This is a genomic window from Myxococcaceae bacterium JPH2 (assembly GCA_016458225.1).
Taxonomy (GTDB): Bacteria; Myxococcota; Myxococcia; order Myxococcales; family Myxococcaceae; genus Citreicoccus.
Window position 1 is genome coordinate 120,721 of the sequence record JAEMGR010000038.1, and the last position, 15,928, is coordinate 136,648.

Here is a 15,928-nt window from a genome sequence, read left to right on the forward strand (position 1 = left end):
AAGCCGGAAGACACGAGCACGCGGCGGTCCTCACCCGGCCTCCTTGCTCGTCCGCTACCGCGAGGGCCACACCGGGGCCGGCCACAGGTCACGACTCAACAGGGCTGCCCTCCCCGCGTGCCCGGGTTGATGCGGGGCCCATCGTCCCTACCTCTCGTCGCGCCGCGAGTCCAAGCGGCCCTGCATGGGAGATGACATGAAGCTCGGGAAGACAGTTCTGGCGTTGCTCGTCGAGGCTTGCGCGCTGCCGTTGTCGGGATGTCTGGGACCGGAGGATGCCGCCACCGTGGAGCCGCCCGACGAGGCCTGCGTGGGCGAGGAGTGTCCGTCACGCGGCAAGACCGAGACGGGCGTCCTCCTGCCCCAGGGCTTCGCGGACGAGTGCGGCTTCGTGCCGTGCCCCGTGGTCATCGCCGGCTCCGTGCTGAAGCTGGCCGCCGACTGCACGACAGACACGGGCATCGCCGTCCCCAATGGGTTCACCTTGGATGGCGCCGGCTACACGGTCACGGCGGTGGATCCTCCGAGTGATCACTTCCGGGGAGCCATCGTCCGCAACTGCGGGAAGGCGGCCTATCTGCGCAACCTGCGGATCGCCGCCGAGGGACTCTCGGACATCTGTGACGCTGGCGAGGACGCGCTCCGCGGCATCCTGCTCGACGGCGCATCGGGCTCCGTCTTCGATTCAGAGGTCTCGGGAATCAACCAGGGCGGCGGACACAGCGGCTGTCAGGAAGGCACCGCCATCGAGGTGCGCAACCACGGCCCCAACGCCCAGCTGCGTCAGGTGGATGTCCGAGGCAACATCGTGTCGACCTATCAGAAGTGCGGCATCCGGGCGGACGGCGCCGTGAAGGTGAACGTCTCCGACAACGTGCTCGCGGGCGTGGGTCCCACGCACGACATCGCGCAGATCGGCATCGAGTTCAGCGGCGGCGCCACCGGCACCATCATCGCGAACGACATCGCGGGGCACTCGTATACGGGGGCCACCGTGGCCAGCGGCATCCTGGTGGTGGGCGGTGAACTGTATGAACAGCCGCTCAGCCACAAGCTCACCATCCAGCACAACCGACTCGAGGACAACGACGTCGGCATCAACCTGGCGCAGGCCGAGGCAGAGGGAGATCCACCGTCACGTCGAACAGACATCGACGTCTCGAACAACGTCCTGCGCTCCGCCGGAGTGACGAACGGCTTCGTCTACCAGTCGGCCATCGCGGACCTCGGCACGCACAACCACATCCATCACAACCTCATCTCGGGCCCCGGCTATGACCCGGCCACCCGGCCGGGCGCCACCTTCGCGGTGGACGTGACGGCGGGCGATCCCGCGCGCGTGGACTTCGTCACCCCCGAGCAGACCGTGCCCGTGGGCGCCTGCTCGAGCGAGGTGCTCGTGCAGAGCCAGGACGCCAACCGCAACCTCGTCGTCCCCCGCGAGACGCGCTTCACCCTCAGCGCGTCGGGCGCCGCCTCCCCGGGCTTCCACTTCTACCTGGACCCGACGTGCTCCGGCCCCTCCATCTCGCACCTCGAGCTGTCCAACCCCCAGGCCGAGGCGACCTTCTACTTCCGCGCGGTGCGCCCCGGCATGGTGACGCTGAAGGTCTCGAACTCCGAGCTGCATCAATCCCAGACACAACACATCCAGTAGCCGGCGCCTCCGGGCCGGTGGACTTGTGTCTCGCCGGCCCGGCCTCAGAAGGCCAGGTTGACCTGCAGCGTGATGACGTTGGTGGTGCCCTCGTCCTTGGCCAACTGCACGTCTCCGACGAGCGCGGGATCCGGCGACTGCTGGTGGGCAATCTGATAGCGCAGCTTGAATGCCAGGTTGGGCGCGTCCACGAACCAGGCGAGCTGGGCCTCTCCGATGTACAGCAGATCGTTGGCCAGCTCGGTGCTCGGGTTCAGGAAGCTCAGGCGCACGCCCACGTCGACGACCTTCTTGTAGACGACGTAGTCCGCCTGCACCCACGCGCCGAAGCTGGTGAACCGCGGCGCGTCGTCGCCCTCCGGCTCGGTGCGCCGCAGGTAGGCCTCACCGAAGAACGTGAAGCGCTGGGCCTGCACCATCAGGTCCACGCCGCCCGTGACGAACTTGCGCGGCCCCTTGGGCACGAGTTGGAACACGCCGGACTCGATGTTGAAGTTCTCGTCGATCTGCTCGATCTTTCCGCCCGCGCCCTGCACCGTGAAGGACACGCGGAACGGCGCGCCCTCCTTCCCGGACATGATGTACGGCAGCTCGCCGTAGCCCATGGGGCCCATGGGGCTCACCGTGAGGCGGAGGTTGGAGACCCAGCGCCCGGGCATCGAGCGGATGGAGCGCAGCGGCGAGCCGCTGTAGATGCCGGCGTAGTACTCCAGCATCTCCGTCGTCCCCAGGAACGTGATGCCCTTGTCTCGGCCGGTCCAGAAGTAGTTCGCCACCGGCGCGAACTCGGGGAAGAGGATCTGCTGCGGCCCCCACGACTCGTGCCGGCTGAAGGGCGTGTAGTACTGCCCCACGCGCAAGCCCGCGGGCTTGAACGGCTGCAAGTCGACGAAAGAGTCCAGCAGGTAGGGCGCCAGCGGGGACGCCAGCTCCAGTGACGTCCAGAAGCTGATCCACGGCCGGTAGATGGTGCCGAACAGGCGGGGACGCAGGAACGGGAAGGCGGTGCGCGACTGCCCCTTCCCATCCACCCAGACAGGCTCGAGCTTGTAGGCGCTCTGCAGTCCGATGCCGAGGGAGTAGTTCCCATCCTCGGACACGATGCGGAAGCCCTTCTCCTTGGTGAAGCCTGTCTTGGGGGGCTCGTCCTTCTTCTCTTCGGACTTCTCTTCGGACTTCTCTTCGGACTTCTGCTCGGGCTTGCCCGAGCCGCCCGTGCCCTCGGCCTTGGGGGGCTGCGATGTGTCCTGGGACGCATCCCCTTCGGGCACGGCGGACAGGGGGTTCTCCACGGGAGGATCGGACTGCTGCGCGTCCGCGCGCGCCCCCAGGCCCATCAATCCCATCCATCCCGCGACCACCCAGCCCGCGCCCCGCCACCGCCGCATGCGCCCGCTCCCACGCTTTCCCGGTCAAGGACTCGAAGGATGGTGGAGCGGGCCGGAGGGGGCGGCATCACCGCCGCCAGTACGAGCGCCTGTCCGCCAACAGACGACCTGGCGAGGGTCGGACGCGGCGCGCGGGCTCGCGGCATGCGGGGCCCTGGCGGCCCGTTCGCCCCGCCCCCAAGGACGTGCTCCGCGGTGACGCCGGTCCCTACCGTGAGCCCATGGGCCACGGCTCGGGAGGTTTCCCCTGATGCGACCTGCTACCCGTCACACCGTCCTCCTCACCGTGGGGACCGTCGTCGGCCTCGCGGCGCTTGCCTTCGCGCAAGGCGGCGGAGCTCCGGCCGCGGAGCCCGAGGCGCGGCCTCATGGACTCTTCGGCTCCGTGCTGTACTTCCTGCACATCCAGCCGTTCATCCTGCTCTTCCTCGTCGTCGCGGCGGGGTACGCGCTCGGTGAGCTGAAGATCAAGGGCGTGGGGCTTGGCACCACCGCCGCCACGCTCTTGCTGGCGCTGGCCGTGAGCCTCTGGGCCTACCATGGCTATCACGTCCAATACAGCATCCCGGAATTCACCAGCACCGTCTTCTTCAACCTCTTCATCTTCGCCATCGGCATGAAGGTGGGGCCGCAGTTCATCGGCGGGCTCGAGCGCGAGGGACGTCACCTCATCGTCCTGTCGCTGCTGCTGCCCATCCTCTCCGCGGCCATCGTCCTGGCCTTCCGCTCGGTGATGCACCTGGGGCCCGGGCTGCTCTCGGGCATCCTCTCCGGCGCCAACACGGCCACGCCCGGCTTCGGCGCGGCCCAGGCGGCGCTGACCGAGCGCAGCAACGCGAACCCGCAGGCGGCCGCCAACCTCACCACGTCCTATGCGCTCATGTACTGCGTCAGCATGGTGCTCTTCACGGTGATGGTGAAGTTCATGCCGGGCTGGTTCGGCCGCGACGCCAGGGCAGACGCGAAGAAGATGGAGAAGGAGCTGGCTGGCTCGGAGCAGGCGCCCTTGCCCGGCACCGCGGACTCGTTCCTCCGTGGCTACGTCCCCATGGACGTGCGCGTCTACCGCATGGAGCGACCCGAGTTCGAGGGGCGCACCGTGGCGGACGTCTACCATGCGTTCCCGCGCGTGGCCGTCGAGCGCGTGATGCAGGACGGGCGCGTCTACAATCCGCCGCCGGACCTGGTGCTCCATCGCGGCGCGGAGCTGGCGTTGGCGGGCCCGCTGTCGCAGCTGCTCACGAGCCCCTCGAAGATTGGTCCGGAGGTGGATGACTCGAAGCTGCGAGACATCCGCTTCGAGACGGTGGAGATGGTCGCGCACCGGCCCGAGCTGGTGGGGCATACGCTGGGCGAGCTGGGCCACGAGGAGGGCGAGGGGCTCTACCTCAACGCCATCTTCCGCGCGGGCGATCAGCTCCCCATCAGCCGCGATCAGGTCATCCGCAAGGGCGACGTGCTGCGCGTCACCGGCACCAAGCGCCGCCTCAATGCCATCCAGCAGAAGGTGGGCACCCTGCTGCGGCCCAGCCTCGCCACGGACATCATCACCCTGGGCCTGGGGCTGTCGGCCGGTGCGCTGCTCGGCACCCTCTCCGTGTCCATGTTCGGCGTGAAGCTCAGCCTCGGCTCCGCGGTGGGTCTGCTCATCGTCAGCATCGCGCTGAGCACGCTGCGCACCCACAACCCCGCGCTCGGTGGCCCCTTCCCGGAGCCCGCGCGCGAGCTGCTGGAGGACCTGGGCCTCAACGTCTTCATCGCCATCCTCGGCATCAACTCGGGCGCGGGCGTGGCCAGCGCCATCGCGGGCGGCACCATCGGGCCGGTCCTCATCGTCGGGCTGGTGTCCATGCTGGTGCCCACGTTCATCTGCTGGGCCATTGGGCAGTACTGGATGAAGATGAATACGGCCGTCCTCATGGGCGCCATCGCCGGGGCCCGCTGCAACAGCGCCGGCATGCGCGCCTCGCAGGAGGCCACGGGCAGCATCGTCCCGGCCATTGGCTATCCGGTGACCTTCGCGGTCTCGAACCTGGTCCTCACGCTGATTGCCTACGTGTTCGCGTTGATGGGCTGAGCCACGGCGCTCCGCCCACGCACTTGCATTCCACTCGCACCGAGGTCGCCCACCATGACGACGCCCCTGACGCACACGCCCCTCAAGGCCCGGCTGCTCTCCGCGCTCGCCGACCCGCAGCAGACGCGCTTGGACCTGTGGAACCGCATCCGTGAGGAGGCCGTCCGCCTCGCGGCGCGACAGGCCGCGGGAGAAGACATGTCGCGGCTGCGCGGCGAGCTGCTCGCGCAGTTCAACCTGCTGCGTCCCCTGGAGCGGCTGTGGACGTTCCCGGGTCCGCGCCTGCTCGCGCGGCTGGAGGAGCGCGCGCAGCATGGCGACTTCGATCTGCTCGCCGCCGACATCCGCGAGACGGTGCGACTGCTCAGCCGCTACGAGGACCGCGCGTGCCTGCTGGGTGACAACCTCCAGACCGCGCGCCGCGAGGAGGAGCGCATCTTTGGCCCTGGGGCGCCCCACTACTTCACCGTGATGGTGGTGGACACGCTCTCGCCCGAAGCGATCGAAGAGCTGCGCCGCGAGCTGCGAGAGGCCCAGCGCGGCGAGCGCGAGTTCGTCTATCAACTCCTGCCCGTGCACAGCCTGGAGGACGCCCTCCTCGCCGCCCTCTTCAATCCCGACATCCAGGCGTGCGTCCTGCGCCATGACTTCCCCCTGGCGTCCAGCCAGCCGCTGGAAGTGCTGCGCGAGGCGATGGAGGAGATCCGCCAGGAGGTGCGTGCCGCCACCCGCCCACGCGGCTACGTGCTGGCGGAGCTGCTGCGGCGCTACATGCCGAACCTGGACCTCTATCTGCTCACCGACGAGTCGCTGGCCGAGCGCGACGCGCCCACCGAGCGACTGTTCCGCCGCGTCTTCTACCGCTACGAGTCCTCCAATGAGCTGCACGCCACGCTGGTGGATGGCGTGCGCGACCGCTACGAGACGCCCTTCTTCGACGCGCTCCGCCACTACGCGTCCCGGCCCATCGGCAACTTCCACGCCCTGCCCGTTGCTCGCGGCCACTCGGTCTTCAACTCCAAGTGGATCCGCGACATGGGCGACTTCTACGGGCCCAACATCTTCATGGCCGAGTCCAGCTCGACCAGCGGCGGCCTGGACTCCCTGCTGGAACCCACGGGCGCCATCAAGCATGCCCAGGAGAAGGCGGCCCGCGCGTTCGGCGCGCAGCGAAGCTGGTTCGTGACCAACGGCACCTCGACCTCGAACAAGATCGTCCTGCAGGCGCTCACCAAGCCGGGCGACATCGTCCTCATCGATCGCAACTGCCACAAGTCGCACCACTACGGGCTCGCGCTGGTGGGCGCCCATCCCGTCTACCTGGATGCCTATCCGCTCCAGCCCTTCGCCATCTATGGCGCGGTGCCGCTGCGCACCCTCAAGGAAAAGCTCCTGGAGCTGAAGCGCGCCGGGCGCCTGGACGCGGTGAAGATGGTGCTGCTCACCAACTGCACCTTCGACGGCGTCACCTACCATCCGCTCCATGTGATGGAGGAGGTGCTGGCGATCAAACCGGACGTCTGCTTCCTGTGGGACGAGGCCTGGTATGGCTTCGCCGGCTTCATGCCCCTGTCGCGCCTGCGCACCGCGATGTTCGCCGCCCAGGAGCTGTCACGCCGATTGTCGAGCCGCGAGTACCGCGAGGAGTACGCCGCCTGGAAGGCGCGCATGCCCGCGCTGGAGGGCAATGAGTCCGCCTGGCTGAGTCAGCGGCTCATGCCCGACCCCGACAAGGCCCGGGTGCGCGTCTACGCCACGCAGTCCACGCACAAGTCCCTCTCCGCGTTCCGGCAGGGGTCGATGATCCACGCGTGGGATCAGGACTTCGAGCGCCGCGCCGCCGAGCCCTTCGAGGAGGCGTACTTCACGCACACCAGCACGTCTCCCAACTACCAGCTCGTCGCGTCGCTGGACCTCGCGCGCCGGCAGGTGGAGCTGGAGGGCTACGGCATGGTGAAGCGCGTGTACCAGCTCGCGCTGCGCTGCCGGGAGCGTGTGCATGACGACCCACTGCTCAAGCGCTACTACCGCTTCCTGGATCCCGAGGACCTGGTGCCTGCAGCCTTCCGTCGCTCGGGGCTCGCGAGCTTCCGCGATCGCTCGGGCTCGGCCGACCACCTGCGCTCGGTGACCCAGGCCTGGGGCCATGACGAGTTCGTGCTCGACCCCACGCGCATGACGCTCTTCCTGGGTAATGCCGGCATCGGCGGCACGGAGTTCCGCACGCGCGTCCTGATGAACCGGCTGGGCATCCAGGTCAACAAGACGTCCATCAACAGCGTGCTGTTCATCGCGACCATCGGCGCCACCTGGGGCTCCCTGTCGTTCCTCATGGACGGCCTGCGCGACTACGCGGAGCACCTGGACCGCGAGCTGGCGGGCGCGAGCGCCGCGGAGCGCCGGCTGCACGAAAGCCGCGTCGGCGCGCTCACCACGGGCCTGCCGCCGCTGCCGGACTTCAGCGCCTTCCACGAGGCCTTCCGGCCGTACCCTGGCAGCCCCGAGGGAGAGATGCGGGGCGCGTTCTTCCTCGCCTACGGCGAAGAGAACCGGGAGCACATTCCGCTGGCCCAGGCCCTGGATGCGGTGGAGTCCGGACGCGAGCTGGTCTCCACCAGCCTCGTCGTCCCCTATCCCCCGGGGTTCCCCATCCTCGTCCCGGGGCAGGTCATCAGCCCGCAGATCCTCGACTTCATGCTCAAGCTGGACGTGAAGGAGGTGCACGGGTACCGCGCGGACCTGGGCCTGTCTGTCTTCACCGACCGGGCCCTGGCGGACTACGCGGGCAAGCAGGGGCGTGCGCTCGTGGCCCGAGGCCGACGGGCCGCGGAGGCCGGCGCGCCGCTCCCGCATTGACGACTTCGGGGCGCCTCCCATGCGCGGGGGCGCCCCATCCGGCGTTCACGCCGAGAAGAGGTTGAGACCGAGCACCTCGGAGAGGCGGCGCGACGCGAGCTGTCCGCGCACGCTGTTGCCGAAGCGATCCAACGGCGGACTGAAGGTGGCGATGGCCAGCTCACCTGGGACGACCGCGAGGATGCCCCCACCCACGCCGCTCTTGCCGGGCAGCCCCACCTCGTACTGCCACGTCCCGGTGTTGTCGTAGAGGCCGCTCATGGTCATCTCGGCCAGGATGCGTGGGACGTGCTCGGCGCGGACCGCGCGCTGGCGCGTCAGGGGATTGATGCCGCCCGCCGCGAGCGTGGCGCCCATCACCGCGAGGTCCCACGTCGTGATGCCCACCGAGCACTGGCGGGTGTAGACGTCGGTGGCCTCGGTGGGGTCGCTGTAGAGGGTGTGCGCACTGTCGAGCAGCCAGGCCAGCGCGCGGTTGTGCTGGTTGGTGGCCGACTCGGAGCGATACACCTCATCCATCACGTCCAGCTCGCGTCCCGCGAAGGCGCGCTGCGTACCGAGGAGCTGCGCCCAGCGATGCGCCGCCGAGTCCGCGGGAATCAGGCTGACGGTCGCGATGGCCCCCGCGTTGACGAAGGGATTGAGCGGCTTGCCGCCATGCACGACGAGCGCATGCACCGACGAGAATGACTCGCCGGTGGGGTTGTCGCCAATCTTCTGACGAACGCCATCCGCCCCCACCGCGTCGAGCGCGCAAGAGAGCGTGAAGACCTTCGAGATGGACTCGATGGCGAAGAGGGACCGCGTGTCTCCGGCCTCCGCGGCCTGCCCATCCGCGCGCATGACCACGATGCCGAAGCGCGCGGGGTCCACCTTCGCCAAGACGGGGAAGGTGCACCGCGCCGGTCAGGTTGCCGCCCACGCCCACCACCGAGTGGCTCTCGTCCCGATTCTCGGCCTGGGTGCCGATGGCGCGCACAATCCCCGCGAGCTGCGCATGGCCCCACGTCCCCTCGGCCCGCCACGCGACGACCGCGTCGGGCATCCACGCGCGCGGGGTGCCCGCATCCGTGGGGACATCCACCTCGGGCTGCTCCAGCGAGACGTGGAGGAACATGCGCCGGTGGGGATCGCTCGACAGCGTGCGGCTGTAGCGCACCACCGCGTGCCGGGAGAACACGAGCGCGTTGGGGCCCTCGAAGTCGAGGGTGCTCGGGTAGGCATCGACGTCCACGAAGGTGGAGTCGGTGAAGCCCGCGAGGACGCCGCCGAGCTGCGCGTAGAAGTAGTCGGGGTGGAAGCCGAAGGTGGGCCGAGCCTGCGCGAAGCTCGTCTTGAAGAGCATCCGCATCGGCCCCAGTTCCGTCTTGCCACGCATCTCCACCGAGACATCGGACGGGTTCGCGGTGGCGACCGTCTGCGCACCCGCCGAGTGGAACAGCGGCTGACCTCGCACGGGAATCGACGAGGTCGTGAACCACGTGGGAGTGCCGAGCAGCTTCGAGGTCACCATGAAGTGAGTGGTGACCCCGAGCCCCAACTTCAGGAACACCTTCGTGTCCGGAACCTGGAAGTAGCCCGGGAGCGAGGGATCGAACGTCGCCTGGTCCGAGCGGGGCGCGAAGTACTGCACATCGGACGGGAGCTGCTGGTCGAGGAAAGGCAGCGCGTCCAGCGCCATCTGTTCGCCCGGCGTGGGCTTCGCGGACGCCACGCCCTGGGCCCGGGCCTCGCCAACGCAGAGCCCGAGCGTCGCCAGGGCGAGCCCCATCCACCGAGGACGGCGCTGGCACCGGAGAGGTAAAGGACCCATTGCGTTCGTGACCATGGCGGCTCGGTCGCGAACGTAGAGGGCCGCCAGGTCCCCGGCACCCCGAGCGCGGAGTGCACGACGCTGTCCGACAGCCGACGCGCGTCAGCGCGGTTGGGAATGCGGCACCCCAGGGTGATGCCGCGACTTCAACAGCCACTGCACCAACGCACTGCCGCCGACCGCGACGACCACCAGCAGCAGCGACACGGGCTGCTTGCGCGCCGTGCTGGCCAGGAACGTGAGCAGGACGATGCCCATGAGCACCATCCCCGTCCCGATGACAGCCCGGGAGGCGCCCGTCTGGCGCGAGAGCTTCCAGCACGCCACGAACGCGGCCAGATAGCAGATGAGGAAGGTGGCGCTGGCGATGTTCGCGATCGCCCCCAGGCTCAAGGTGTTGATCATCACCAGGATGGCGACGATGCCCCAGGTGAAGCCCTTCGTTCCCTTCCCCTCCAGCGGTGTCGAGAACGCCTTGGGGAGTTGCTCGGCGCGGGCCAGCGCGGTCGAGACATTGAGCGCGGCGAACAACGTGGCGTTGATGGCGGACGCGGTCGCCAGCAACGCGCCGAGCGCGACGACCGTGAAGCCCGCATTGCCGAGCACGGGTCGAGCCGCTTGAGCGACCGCCGTGTCCGCGTCGCGCGCCAGCTCGACCGGCGACACCTGGGCCAGGACCGTGATGGACAGCCCCACGTACAGGAGCGTCACCACGCCGATGGCCAGGTAGATGGCCTTCGGAATCGTCTTGCGGGGCTCGGCCACATCCGCGCCCGCGTTGGCCATCATGCCGAACCCGGAGTAGGCGAAGAAGCACAGCCCCACGCTCGAGACGAACGCCGCGGGCCCCAGGTTCAGGTGCTCGGTCAGGTGGTGCGAGCCCTCTCGGGACATGGACCAGAGTCCCACGGCCAAGAGGCCCACCAGGATGGTGAGCTTGATGGACACGAGGAACACCTCGGCCCGTCCCACCGCGCCCGAGCCTGCTGCGTTGAGGCCCGCCAGGACGATGACGATGAACGACCCGAGGACGCCAAACCAGACGTGGCCTCCACTGGGGAGGAACAAGCGCGTGGCATACGCGCCGAACGTCTTGGCCACCATGGCCACGCTGATGGCAAGGGTGACCAGGTAGATGAGGGACAAGGTGCCCGAGAGAAGGCCCCGGCCAAAGCCCTTCTCGAAGAAGAGCGTGATGCCCCCGGAGCTGGGATAGCGCGCGCTGAGCTTTGCGTACGAATAGCCAGACAGCGCGGCCACCACGCCCGCGAGCGCGAAGGCCAGCCACGTCTCGGGCCCCACGAGCACCGCGGCCTGACCGAGCAAGGCGAAGATGCCCGCGCCGACCATCGAGCCGATGCCCAGGGCCGCGACCGCCCAGACACTCATGGTGCCCCGACGTTCCGGTGGATTGCGGGTGGGGGTTTCAGCCATCACGACCTCCCATGACAGTCACACCAGCTCTCGCCGGCGAAGCGCCCGCCACTCGCCCACGGCCAGCGCGACGAGGGCGGCGCACAAGATGAGGAATGAGCCCGGCCAGCTCCGCCCCGGGATTCCCGCCACGTTCACGCCCAACAGGCCCGTGATGAAGGACAGGGGCAGGAAGACCCCCGAGATGAGGGTGAGCAGGTACAGCGTCCGCTGCGTCTTCGCGTCCTGACGGGACTTCAGCTCGTCATTCAGGATGCGGCCTCGCTCGATCAACGAGTCCAGCTCCTTGAGCTGACTGCCGGTGCGGTCCGCGACGGCCTGCAGCGAGCGCTCCTCGGCGTGGACCCAATCGAGGTCCAGGAGGTCCACGCGAACGATCGCATCCCGGCAGAGCGAGACGAAGCGGCGCTGCGCGATGAGCGCTCGACGCAGGGCGCGCAGCTCGTCACTCGCGTCCGCTCGCTGGGCTTCGAGTCGCTCCTCCAGGTCCGCCAGCGTCTCATCCAGCTCGGCATCCCGCACGGTGGCATTCGCCGCCACGGCCTCCGCGATGTCCTGCAACATGGCGGCGGTCCGAGGCCCCGTCCCTCGGGCCAGGCGCGTCTGGAGCGCCACAAGCGCGGGCTGCTGTGCATCGGCGATGGTGATGCACCGCTCGGGTCCGACCAGGGCGCGCACCATCCGTCGCTCCGCGCTCTCGGTCGTCGCATCGGGTGGACGGATGACGAGCAGGACCTCGCCGCTGTCGAGCCCCTCGACCCAGACCCGATGCGAGTCGTCCAGCAGGCGATCGCGCAGGGCCTCGGAGAGGCCGCAGGGCTTCGTGAGCAGCGCGGCGAGGTTGGGGAGATCCCAGTGGAGGTGGATCCACAGCGGCCCGTCCGCGGGAGTCCAGCGGTCCACCGCGTCGAAGGAGATGGGCCGAGCCCCACCTCGACCATCGAGGAGCCACGCATGGGATCGCGACGGTTCCGCCACTGCGCACCTCCCGAGTCGTAACGTCACGGCGACGATGGGGTGCGATTCACGGCGACACAACCGAGGAGAGCCCTCACGAGGCAGGGCCCGACACGCGCGTTGAACGGGATACAGTCACCCAGGCCCAGGCCCGGGGCCGGTGCCGAGCCCCCAAGACGAGGACCCATGCCCTCCCCTACTCGCATGCCGACGACTCACCCGCCGCGCCGGTTGTCCCCTCTGACGCTCACTGTCGTGGCCCTGGGATTCATCGGCTGCGCGGCCTCGCGGCCTCCACCTCCGGTGGAGTGTCCCACGCAGAAGTTCGCCTTCACGCGAGAGCAAAGCTGCCGGAATGATGGCTCGGTGGAGTTCTGCTTGCCGAGCGATGACGCGGAGGCGCTTGCTCGCGTCCGCGCCATCGCGCCCGACGTGCGGACGATGCCATCCGGAGGGCGGGCTCGCTGCGACGTTCCAGCGCAGGTGCTCGTCCTGTTTCCCACCCCCACATCCGAGTGCACCGAGCGGCACGGTGCACTCCAGGAGCCCGCGTGGGAGCGGCTGTGTCGCGTCGCCGCGCTCCCCGCGGTTCAGCGGGTGGTTCCCACCTGGTTCGAGTAGGCGCCGCTCAGGCGCGAGCGCTCACTCGGACTTGGGCGGCTCCGCCGCTTGCTTGTGGCGGAGATCCTCCTGCCTGCGGCGCTCCCGCTCCTCCTTGCGAAGGCTCATGCTGGAACTCCAGAGGGCGGGGCTGATCATGACGCTGATGACCACCATCACCACGAGTCCAATCCACATCTCCACAAGCACCTCCAACCTCGACGGCCCGTGAGCTACCCGGTGGGTGAAGGGCCGCGTAAGGGTGCGCGCGCCACCGGAGACGCCCTACGGCCTGCCCTCGGATGAGAGCGGGCCGCCATCGGGAACGCCAGGTGGCTACCACGCCGTGGGACTCTACTGAATGCGCGAGGTGCCGCAACACTTCCCGAGTCCGCTCAGGGGACCCTGACCGAGTTCAGTTCCAATCCCTGCGGTGCCAGCTTGGCTTGCCACACCGGGAAATCCCCCTGGTACAGCAACCCCGCGGCGACGAACCTGCCGCTCGGTCCCTCGTACCGGTTCCGGTCCATCTGCAGGTTGGGATGGTGCTCGGTGCGCCCCAACATGACGAAGAACCCCATGTCGCGCAGGGTGTTGTTGAAGACCGCGAGCCCGCTCACGACGAGCGGTTCATCCGCGGCCAGCCGCAGGCCCGCGTCCGCGGTGCGCTCGATGGTGTTGCCCGTGACGATGACCCCGCTCGCCTTGACGATGCGGATGCCCTGCCCGTTGAAGCGGTTGGCGTAGTTGAAGATGTCGCTGATGGTGTTGTCCTGGATCATCACCCCCGCGGGGTGGTCCGTCGCCGCCATGCCTCCCACGGAGACCCCTCGGCCCGCGTGGGAGATGACGTTGCCGACGATCGAGACGTTCGTCGCGTCCTCGTGGATGAGCACCGCCTCGGCGGCGGACGTGTTCGCTTGCCAGGGGAACAAGGCCAGGTTCGGGAAGTCATGGATGGTGTTCTTCCGGATCGCCACGACATCGCAGCCCTTCACGTCGACCGCGTTCTCGCCCGCGTCGTGCAGCTCGTTGCGCTCGATGTAGAGGCCAGCCGGCCGGCCATTCGCCTCCTGGCACTGCACGGAGTCCCCCGCCACGTCATGGATGTTGTTGCGCACCACGAACACGTCGCTCGACGTGCCCTTCGCGGTCACGCCGTGGGAGTCCTGCCCCACCTTCCAGAAGTCGTGGATCTCGGTGCCGCCAATGAGCAGGTTGGACGCGCGATTCACGACCACGCCGCTGCCCGTCCTGCCGCCGTGCAAGTGCGAGTTGATGAGCTGCGAGCAGTAGGTGCTGCCCTCGAAGAGCGCCGCGAACGACGGATTGCCGCGGACATCCACCTCGAACGACTCGACGATCCAGTACGGCAGGCTCACCATCAACAGACTGCCCACCACGCGCCCGGGTCCCGGGACGATGACCGGACGCGCGGAGGTCGCGCCCCGGAGGATGATGGGCGCCGTGGCCGTTCCCGCCTTGGCGATGTCGGGGGTGATGGTGACCTGCTCGGGATAGGTGCCCGGACTCACCTGGATGATGCTCCCGGGGCGAGCGGCCTTCACGGCGGCGGTGATGGTCGTGAAGGGGTTGTCGAGCGAGCCGAGGGGACTGTCCTCGTGGTGCGTGCCCGTGTTCGCGACGAAGAGCGTCTCGGACCGAGGCGGAGGAACCGTCGTTGGACAGCGCGAGCGAAAGATGTCCTCCGCGTCCCCGGGCTCCACGCGCTGTGCTTGGGTCGCCCAGGCCATCTCCGGCGGTGATTCGCGCGGGGGAGGCTCCTGACCGCAGGCCAGGAGGAGTCCTCCCCACCCCGCCATCACCGTCGTCCACCAGCGCCCCGCCCATCCTCGCCGCCGCGTCATCATGGACACCCCGAAGCTGTCTGTCTGGAAGCGACCGACAAGCTCTCCATGCGCGCGGGCTGGATCAACCACCATGCCCCGGAGGGCACTCACCGGCCCTTTGCGGGCCAGCGGCGCGCCTCAACGGGCGACGGGCTGGGGTGAGAGCGGAGGGAGCGCCGCGAGCGTGGCCCCCATGTCCTTCTGGTGCTGATGGAAGCAGCTCAGGACCATCCGGGCCGCCTGGGCCGAGCGGGGTGAGGCCGGCTCGAAGTAGCGCTTCGTATCCCCAGGGCGACCGAAGAGCGCGTCGACGAAGGCGTCGATGTCGTGAGCGCCCAGCAGCACGCGCGGCGATTCTCCCCCCTGATAGACCCTGCGGTAGCGGTGGTCCGCTCCTTTCAGCCTGACGCAGAGCCCCCGGGCGCTCTGCTTGATGTAGCCATTCAGGATCCGATGACCATCGGGCTCCTTGAGCAGCTGACGCAGCAGGGCCACGACCAGGCCACGGTCCATGGGCTTCGTCGAAGCACCGCGGTGGGAGCGATGCGCGCGCTCCGCCTCATCGCTCCGCAGCTCGGACGTCCCGAGGAAGTGCGACTCAGACTGGAGGTGGAAGACGGCGTGGAACCCGATGACGCCAGGAGGAACGAGCGAGCGAACCAACGTCCGGCGTGAGTCTCGGGGGATATCGCGGGTCCGCTCGATGGCCCAGTGAATGAAGGGATTGACCTTGTCCGAGTGGCGGCGGTCACTGACCACGAAGGCCATCTCGCGGGACGAGTCGAGCGACAGCTCCGAGCAGTCCTCGGCGAAGGCCTCGTCCCGAAGGACTCGCGCCATTCGCAGCCGAGACTCGCGGCGATTGGCGCGGCTCACTCGGGCTCGGCGCTGGCGCGCCTCTTGTCGAGCGGTGGAGGGCAACAGACTGCGGGACATCTCGAACGACTTCTCGTCACCGTAGAGCATCCGGGATTCCTCTCGGACGCTCCCGGACGCAATCCCTTCCGAGCCCTGACAAACCTGCCCAAAGGCAGGCGCCACTCAGAGGTTGGAGTACGCGATGCGCAACTGGCTGACGAGCGCGGACTTGATCTGCGTGGCGTTCGCCTTGTCGTCGACCATGCCCCGGGCGAACTTCAGCCAGGCATCCTTCTCGATCGAGCTGGGCGCACGGCCCCCCTTGCCGAGCACCTCCTGGTAGGCCTGATCGATGAGGCCCCGGAGCGTCGAGTCATCCGTCTTGTCGAGCCCGTCGCGGACCTCGCGCATGCGCGACGGCAGGTTCAGCTTCACCGA

At 68.6% G+C, this 15,928-nt stretch carries 12 protein-coding genes; 4 read left to right on the forward strand and 8 right to left on the reverse strand.

The features are described from left to right. Positions 1 to 196: 196 nt before the first annotated feature. Positions 197 to 1,657 (forward strand): right-handed parallel beta-helix repeat-containing protein, encoded by a 1,461-nt coding sequence (locus JGU66_33185; GenBank protein ID MBJ6765634.1) that lies wholly within the window; start codon positions 197 to 199, stop codon positions 1,655 to 1,657. Between the two features lie 44 nt (positions 1,658 to 1,701). On the opposite strand, the gene JGU66_33190 is transcribed toward JGU66_33185, so the two are convergent. Next, positions 1,702 to 3,045, reverse strand: a complete 1,344-nt coding sequence (locus JGU66_33190; GenBank protein MBJ6765635.1) for a hypothetical protein — start codon at positions 3,043 to 3,045, stop codon at positions 1,702 to 1,704. A 250-nt stretch (positions 3,046 to 3,295) separates the two neighbouring features. Here JGU66_33190 and JGU66_33195 point away from each other — a divergent pair, with 250 nt between their 5' ends. Then, complete coding sequence (locus tag JGU66_33195; protein MBJ6765636.1) at positions 3,296 to 5,122, forward strand: hypothetical protein; 1,827 nt, start codon at positions 3,296 to 3,298, stop codon at positions 5,120 to 5,122. A 54-nt stretch (positions 5,123 to 5,176) separates the two neighbouring features. Continuing rightward, entirely contained in the window at positions 5,177 to 7,978 is a 2,802-nt protein-coding gene (locus tag JGU66_33200) for an aminotransferase class I/II-fold pyridoxal phosphate-dependent enzyme (protein ID MBJ6765637.1), read from the forward strand. Between the two features lie 45 nt (positions 7,979 to 8,023). Here JGU66_33200 and glsA read toward each other — a convergent pair whose 3' ends face one another. The 3 genes from glsA to JGU66_33215 form a co-directional block, all read right to left on the reverse strand. Further along, positions 8,024 to 8,860 carry a glutaminase A gene (gene glsA, locus JGU66_33205; GenBank protein MBJ6765638.1) on the reverse strand — a complete coding sequence of 279 codons (837 nt, stop codon included), beginning with the start codon at positions 8,858 to 8,860 and terminating at the stop codon, positions 8,024 to 8,026. A gap of 1,033 nt (positions 8,861 to 9,893) precedes the next feature. Then, positions 9,894 to 11,180 carry an amino acid permease gene (locus tag JGU66_33210; protein ID MBJ6765639.1) on the reverse strand — a complete coding sequence of 429 codons (1,287 nt, stop codon included), beginning with the start codon at positions 11,178 to 11,180 and terminating at the stop codon, positions 9,894 to 9,896. Positions 11,181 to 11,243: 63 nt separating this feature from the next. Next, the gene (locus JGU66_33215; GenBank protein MBJ6765640.1) at positions 11,244 to 12,203 is read right to left on the reverse strand and encodes a hypothetical protein; all 960 of its coding nucleotides are present in this window, start codon (positions 12,201 to 12,203) and stop codon (positions 11,244 to 11,246) included. A 165-nt stretch (positions 12,204 to 12,368) separates the two neighbouring features. Here JGU66_33215 and JGU66_33220 point away from each other — a divergent pair, with 165 nt between their 5' ends. Next, on the forward strand, positions 12,369 to 12,803 hold the full coding sequence (locus JGU66_33220) for a hypothetical protein (protein ID MBJ6765641.1): 435 nt from the start codon (positions 12,369 to 12,371) through the stop codon (positions 12,801 to 12,803). Positions 12,804 to 12,824: 21 nt separating this feature from the next. Here JGU66_33220 and JGU66_33225 read toward each other — a convergent pair whose 3' ends face one another. The 4 genes from JGU66_33225 to JGU66_33240 form a co-directional block, all read right to left on the reverse strand. Continuing rightward, positions 12,825 to 12,986: a hypothetical protein gene (locus tag JGU66_33225; GenBank protein MBJ6765642.1), complete on the reverse strand. Its 162-nt coding sequence runs from the start codon at positions 12,984 to 12,986 to the stop codon at positions 12,825 to 12,827. Between the two features lie 191 nt (positions 12,987 to 13,177). Continuing rightward, on the reverse strand, positions 13,178 to 14,650 hold the full coding sequence (locus JGU66_33230) for a right-handed parallel beta-helix repeat-containing protein (GenBank protein MBJ6765643.1): 1,473 nt from the start codon (positions 14,648 to 14,650) through the stop codon (positions 13,178 to 13,180). Positions 14,651 to 14,770: 120 nt separating this feature from the next. Beyond that, on the reverse strand, positions 14,771 to 15,598 hold the full coding sequence (locus tag JGU66_33235) for a hypothetical protein (protein ID MBJ6765644.1): 828 nt from the start codon (positions 15,596 to 15,598) through the stop codon (positions 14,771 to 14,773). Between the two features lie 75 nt (positions 15,599 to 15,673). Next, positions 15,674 to 15,928: hypothetical protein (locus tag JGU66_33240; GenBank protein MBJ6765645.1), on the reverse strand; the 255-nt coding region annotated here is incomplete at its 5' end.

Coding starts and splice junctions, on each gene's coding strand:
- JGU66_33200 (MBJ6765637.1), top strand. CDS start 5,177: ATGACGACGCCCCTGACGCACACGCCCCTCAAGGCCCGGCTGCTCTCC.
- JGU66_33210 (MBJ6765639.1), bottom strand. CDS start 11,180: ATGAGTGTCTGGGCGGTCGCGGCCCTGGGCATCGGCTCGATGGTCGGC.
- JGU66_33230 (MBJ6765643.1), bottom strand. CDS start 14,650: ATGACGCGGCGGCGAGGATGGGCGGGGCGCTGGTGGACGACGGTGATG.
- JGU66_33195 (MBJ6765636.1), top strand. CDS start 3,296: ATGCGACCTGCTACCCGTCACACCGTCCTCCTCACCGTGGGGACCGTC.
- JGU66_33190 (MBJ6765635.1), bottom strand. CDS start 3,045: ATGCGGCGGTGGCGGGGCGCGGGCTGGGTGGTCGCGGGATGGATGGGA.
- JGU66_33220 (MBJ6765641.1), top strand. CDS start 12,369: ATGCCCTCCCCTACTCGCATGCCGACGACTCACCCGCCGCGCCGGTTG.
- JGU66_33185 (MBJ6765634.1), top strand. CDS start 197: ATGAAGCTCGGGAAGACAGTTCTGGCGTTGCTCGTCGAGGCTTGCGCG.
- JGU66_33235 (MBJ6765644.1), bottom strand. CDS start 15,598: ATGCTCTACGGTGACGAGAAGTCGTTCGAGATGTCCCGCAGTCTGTTG.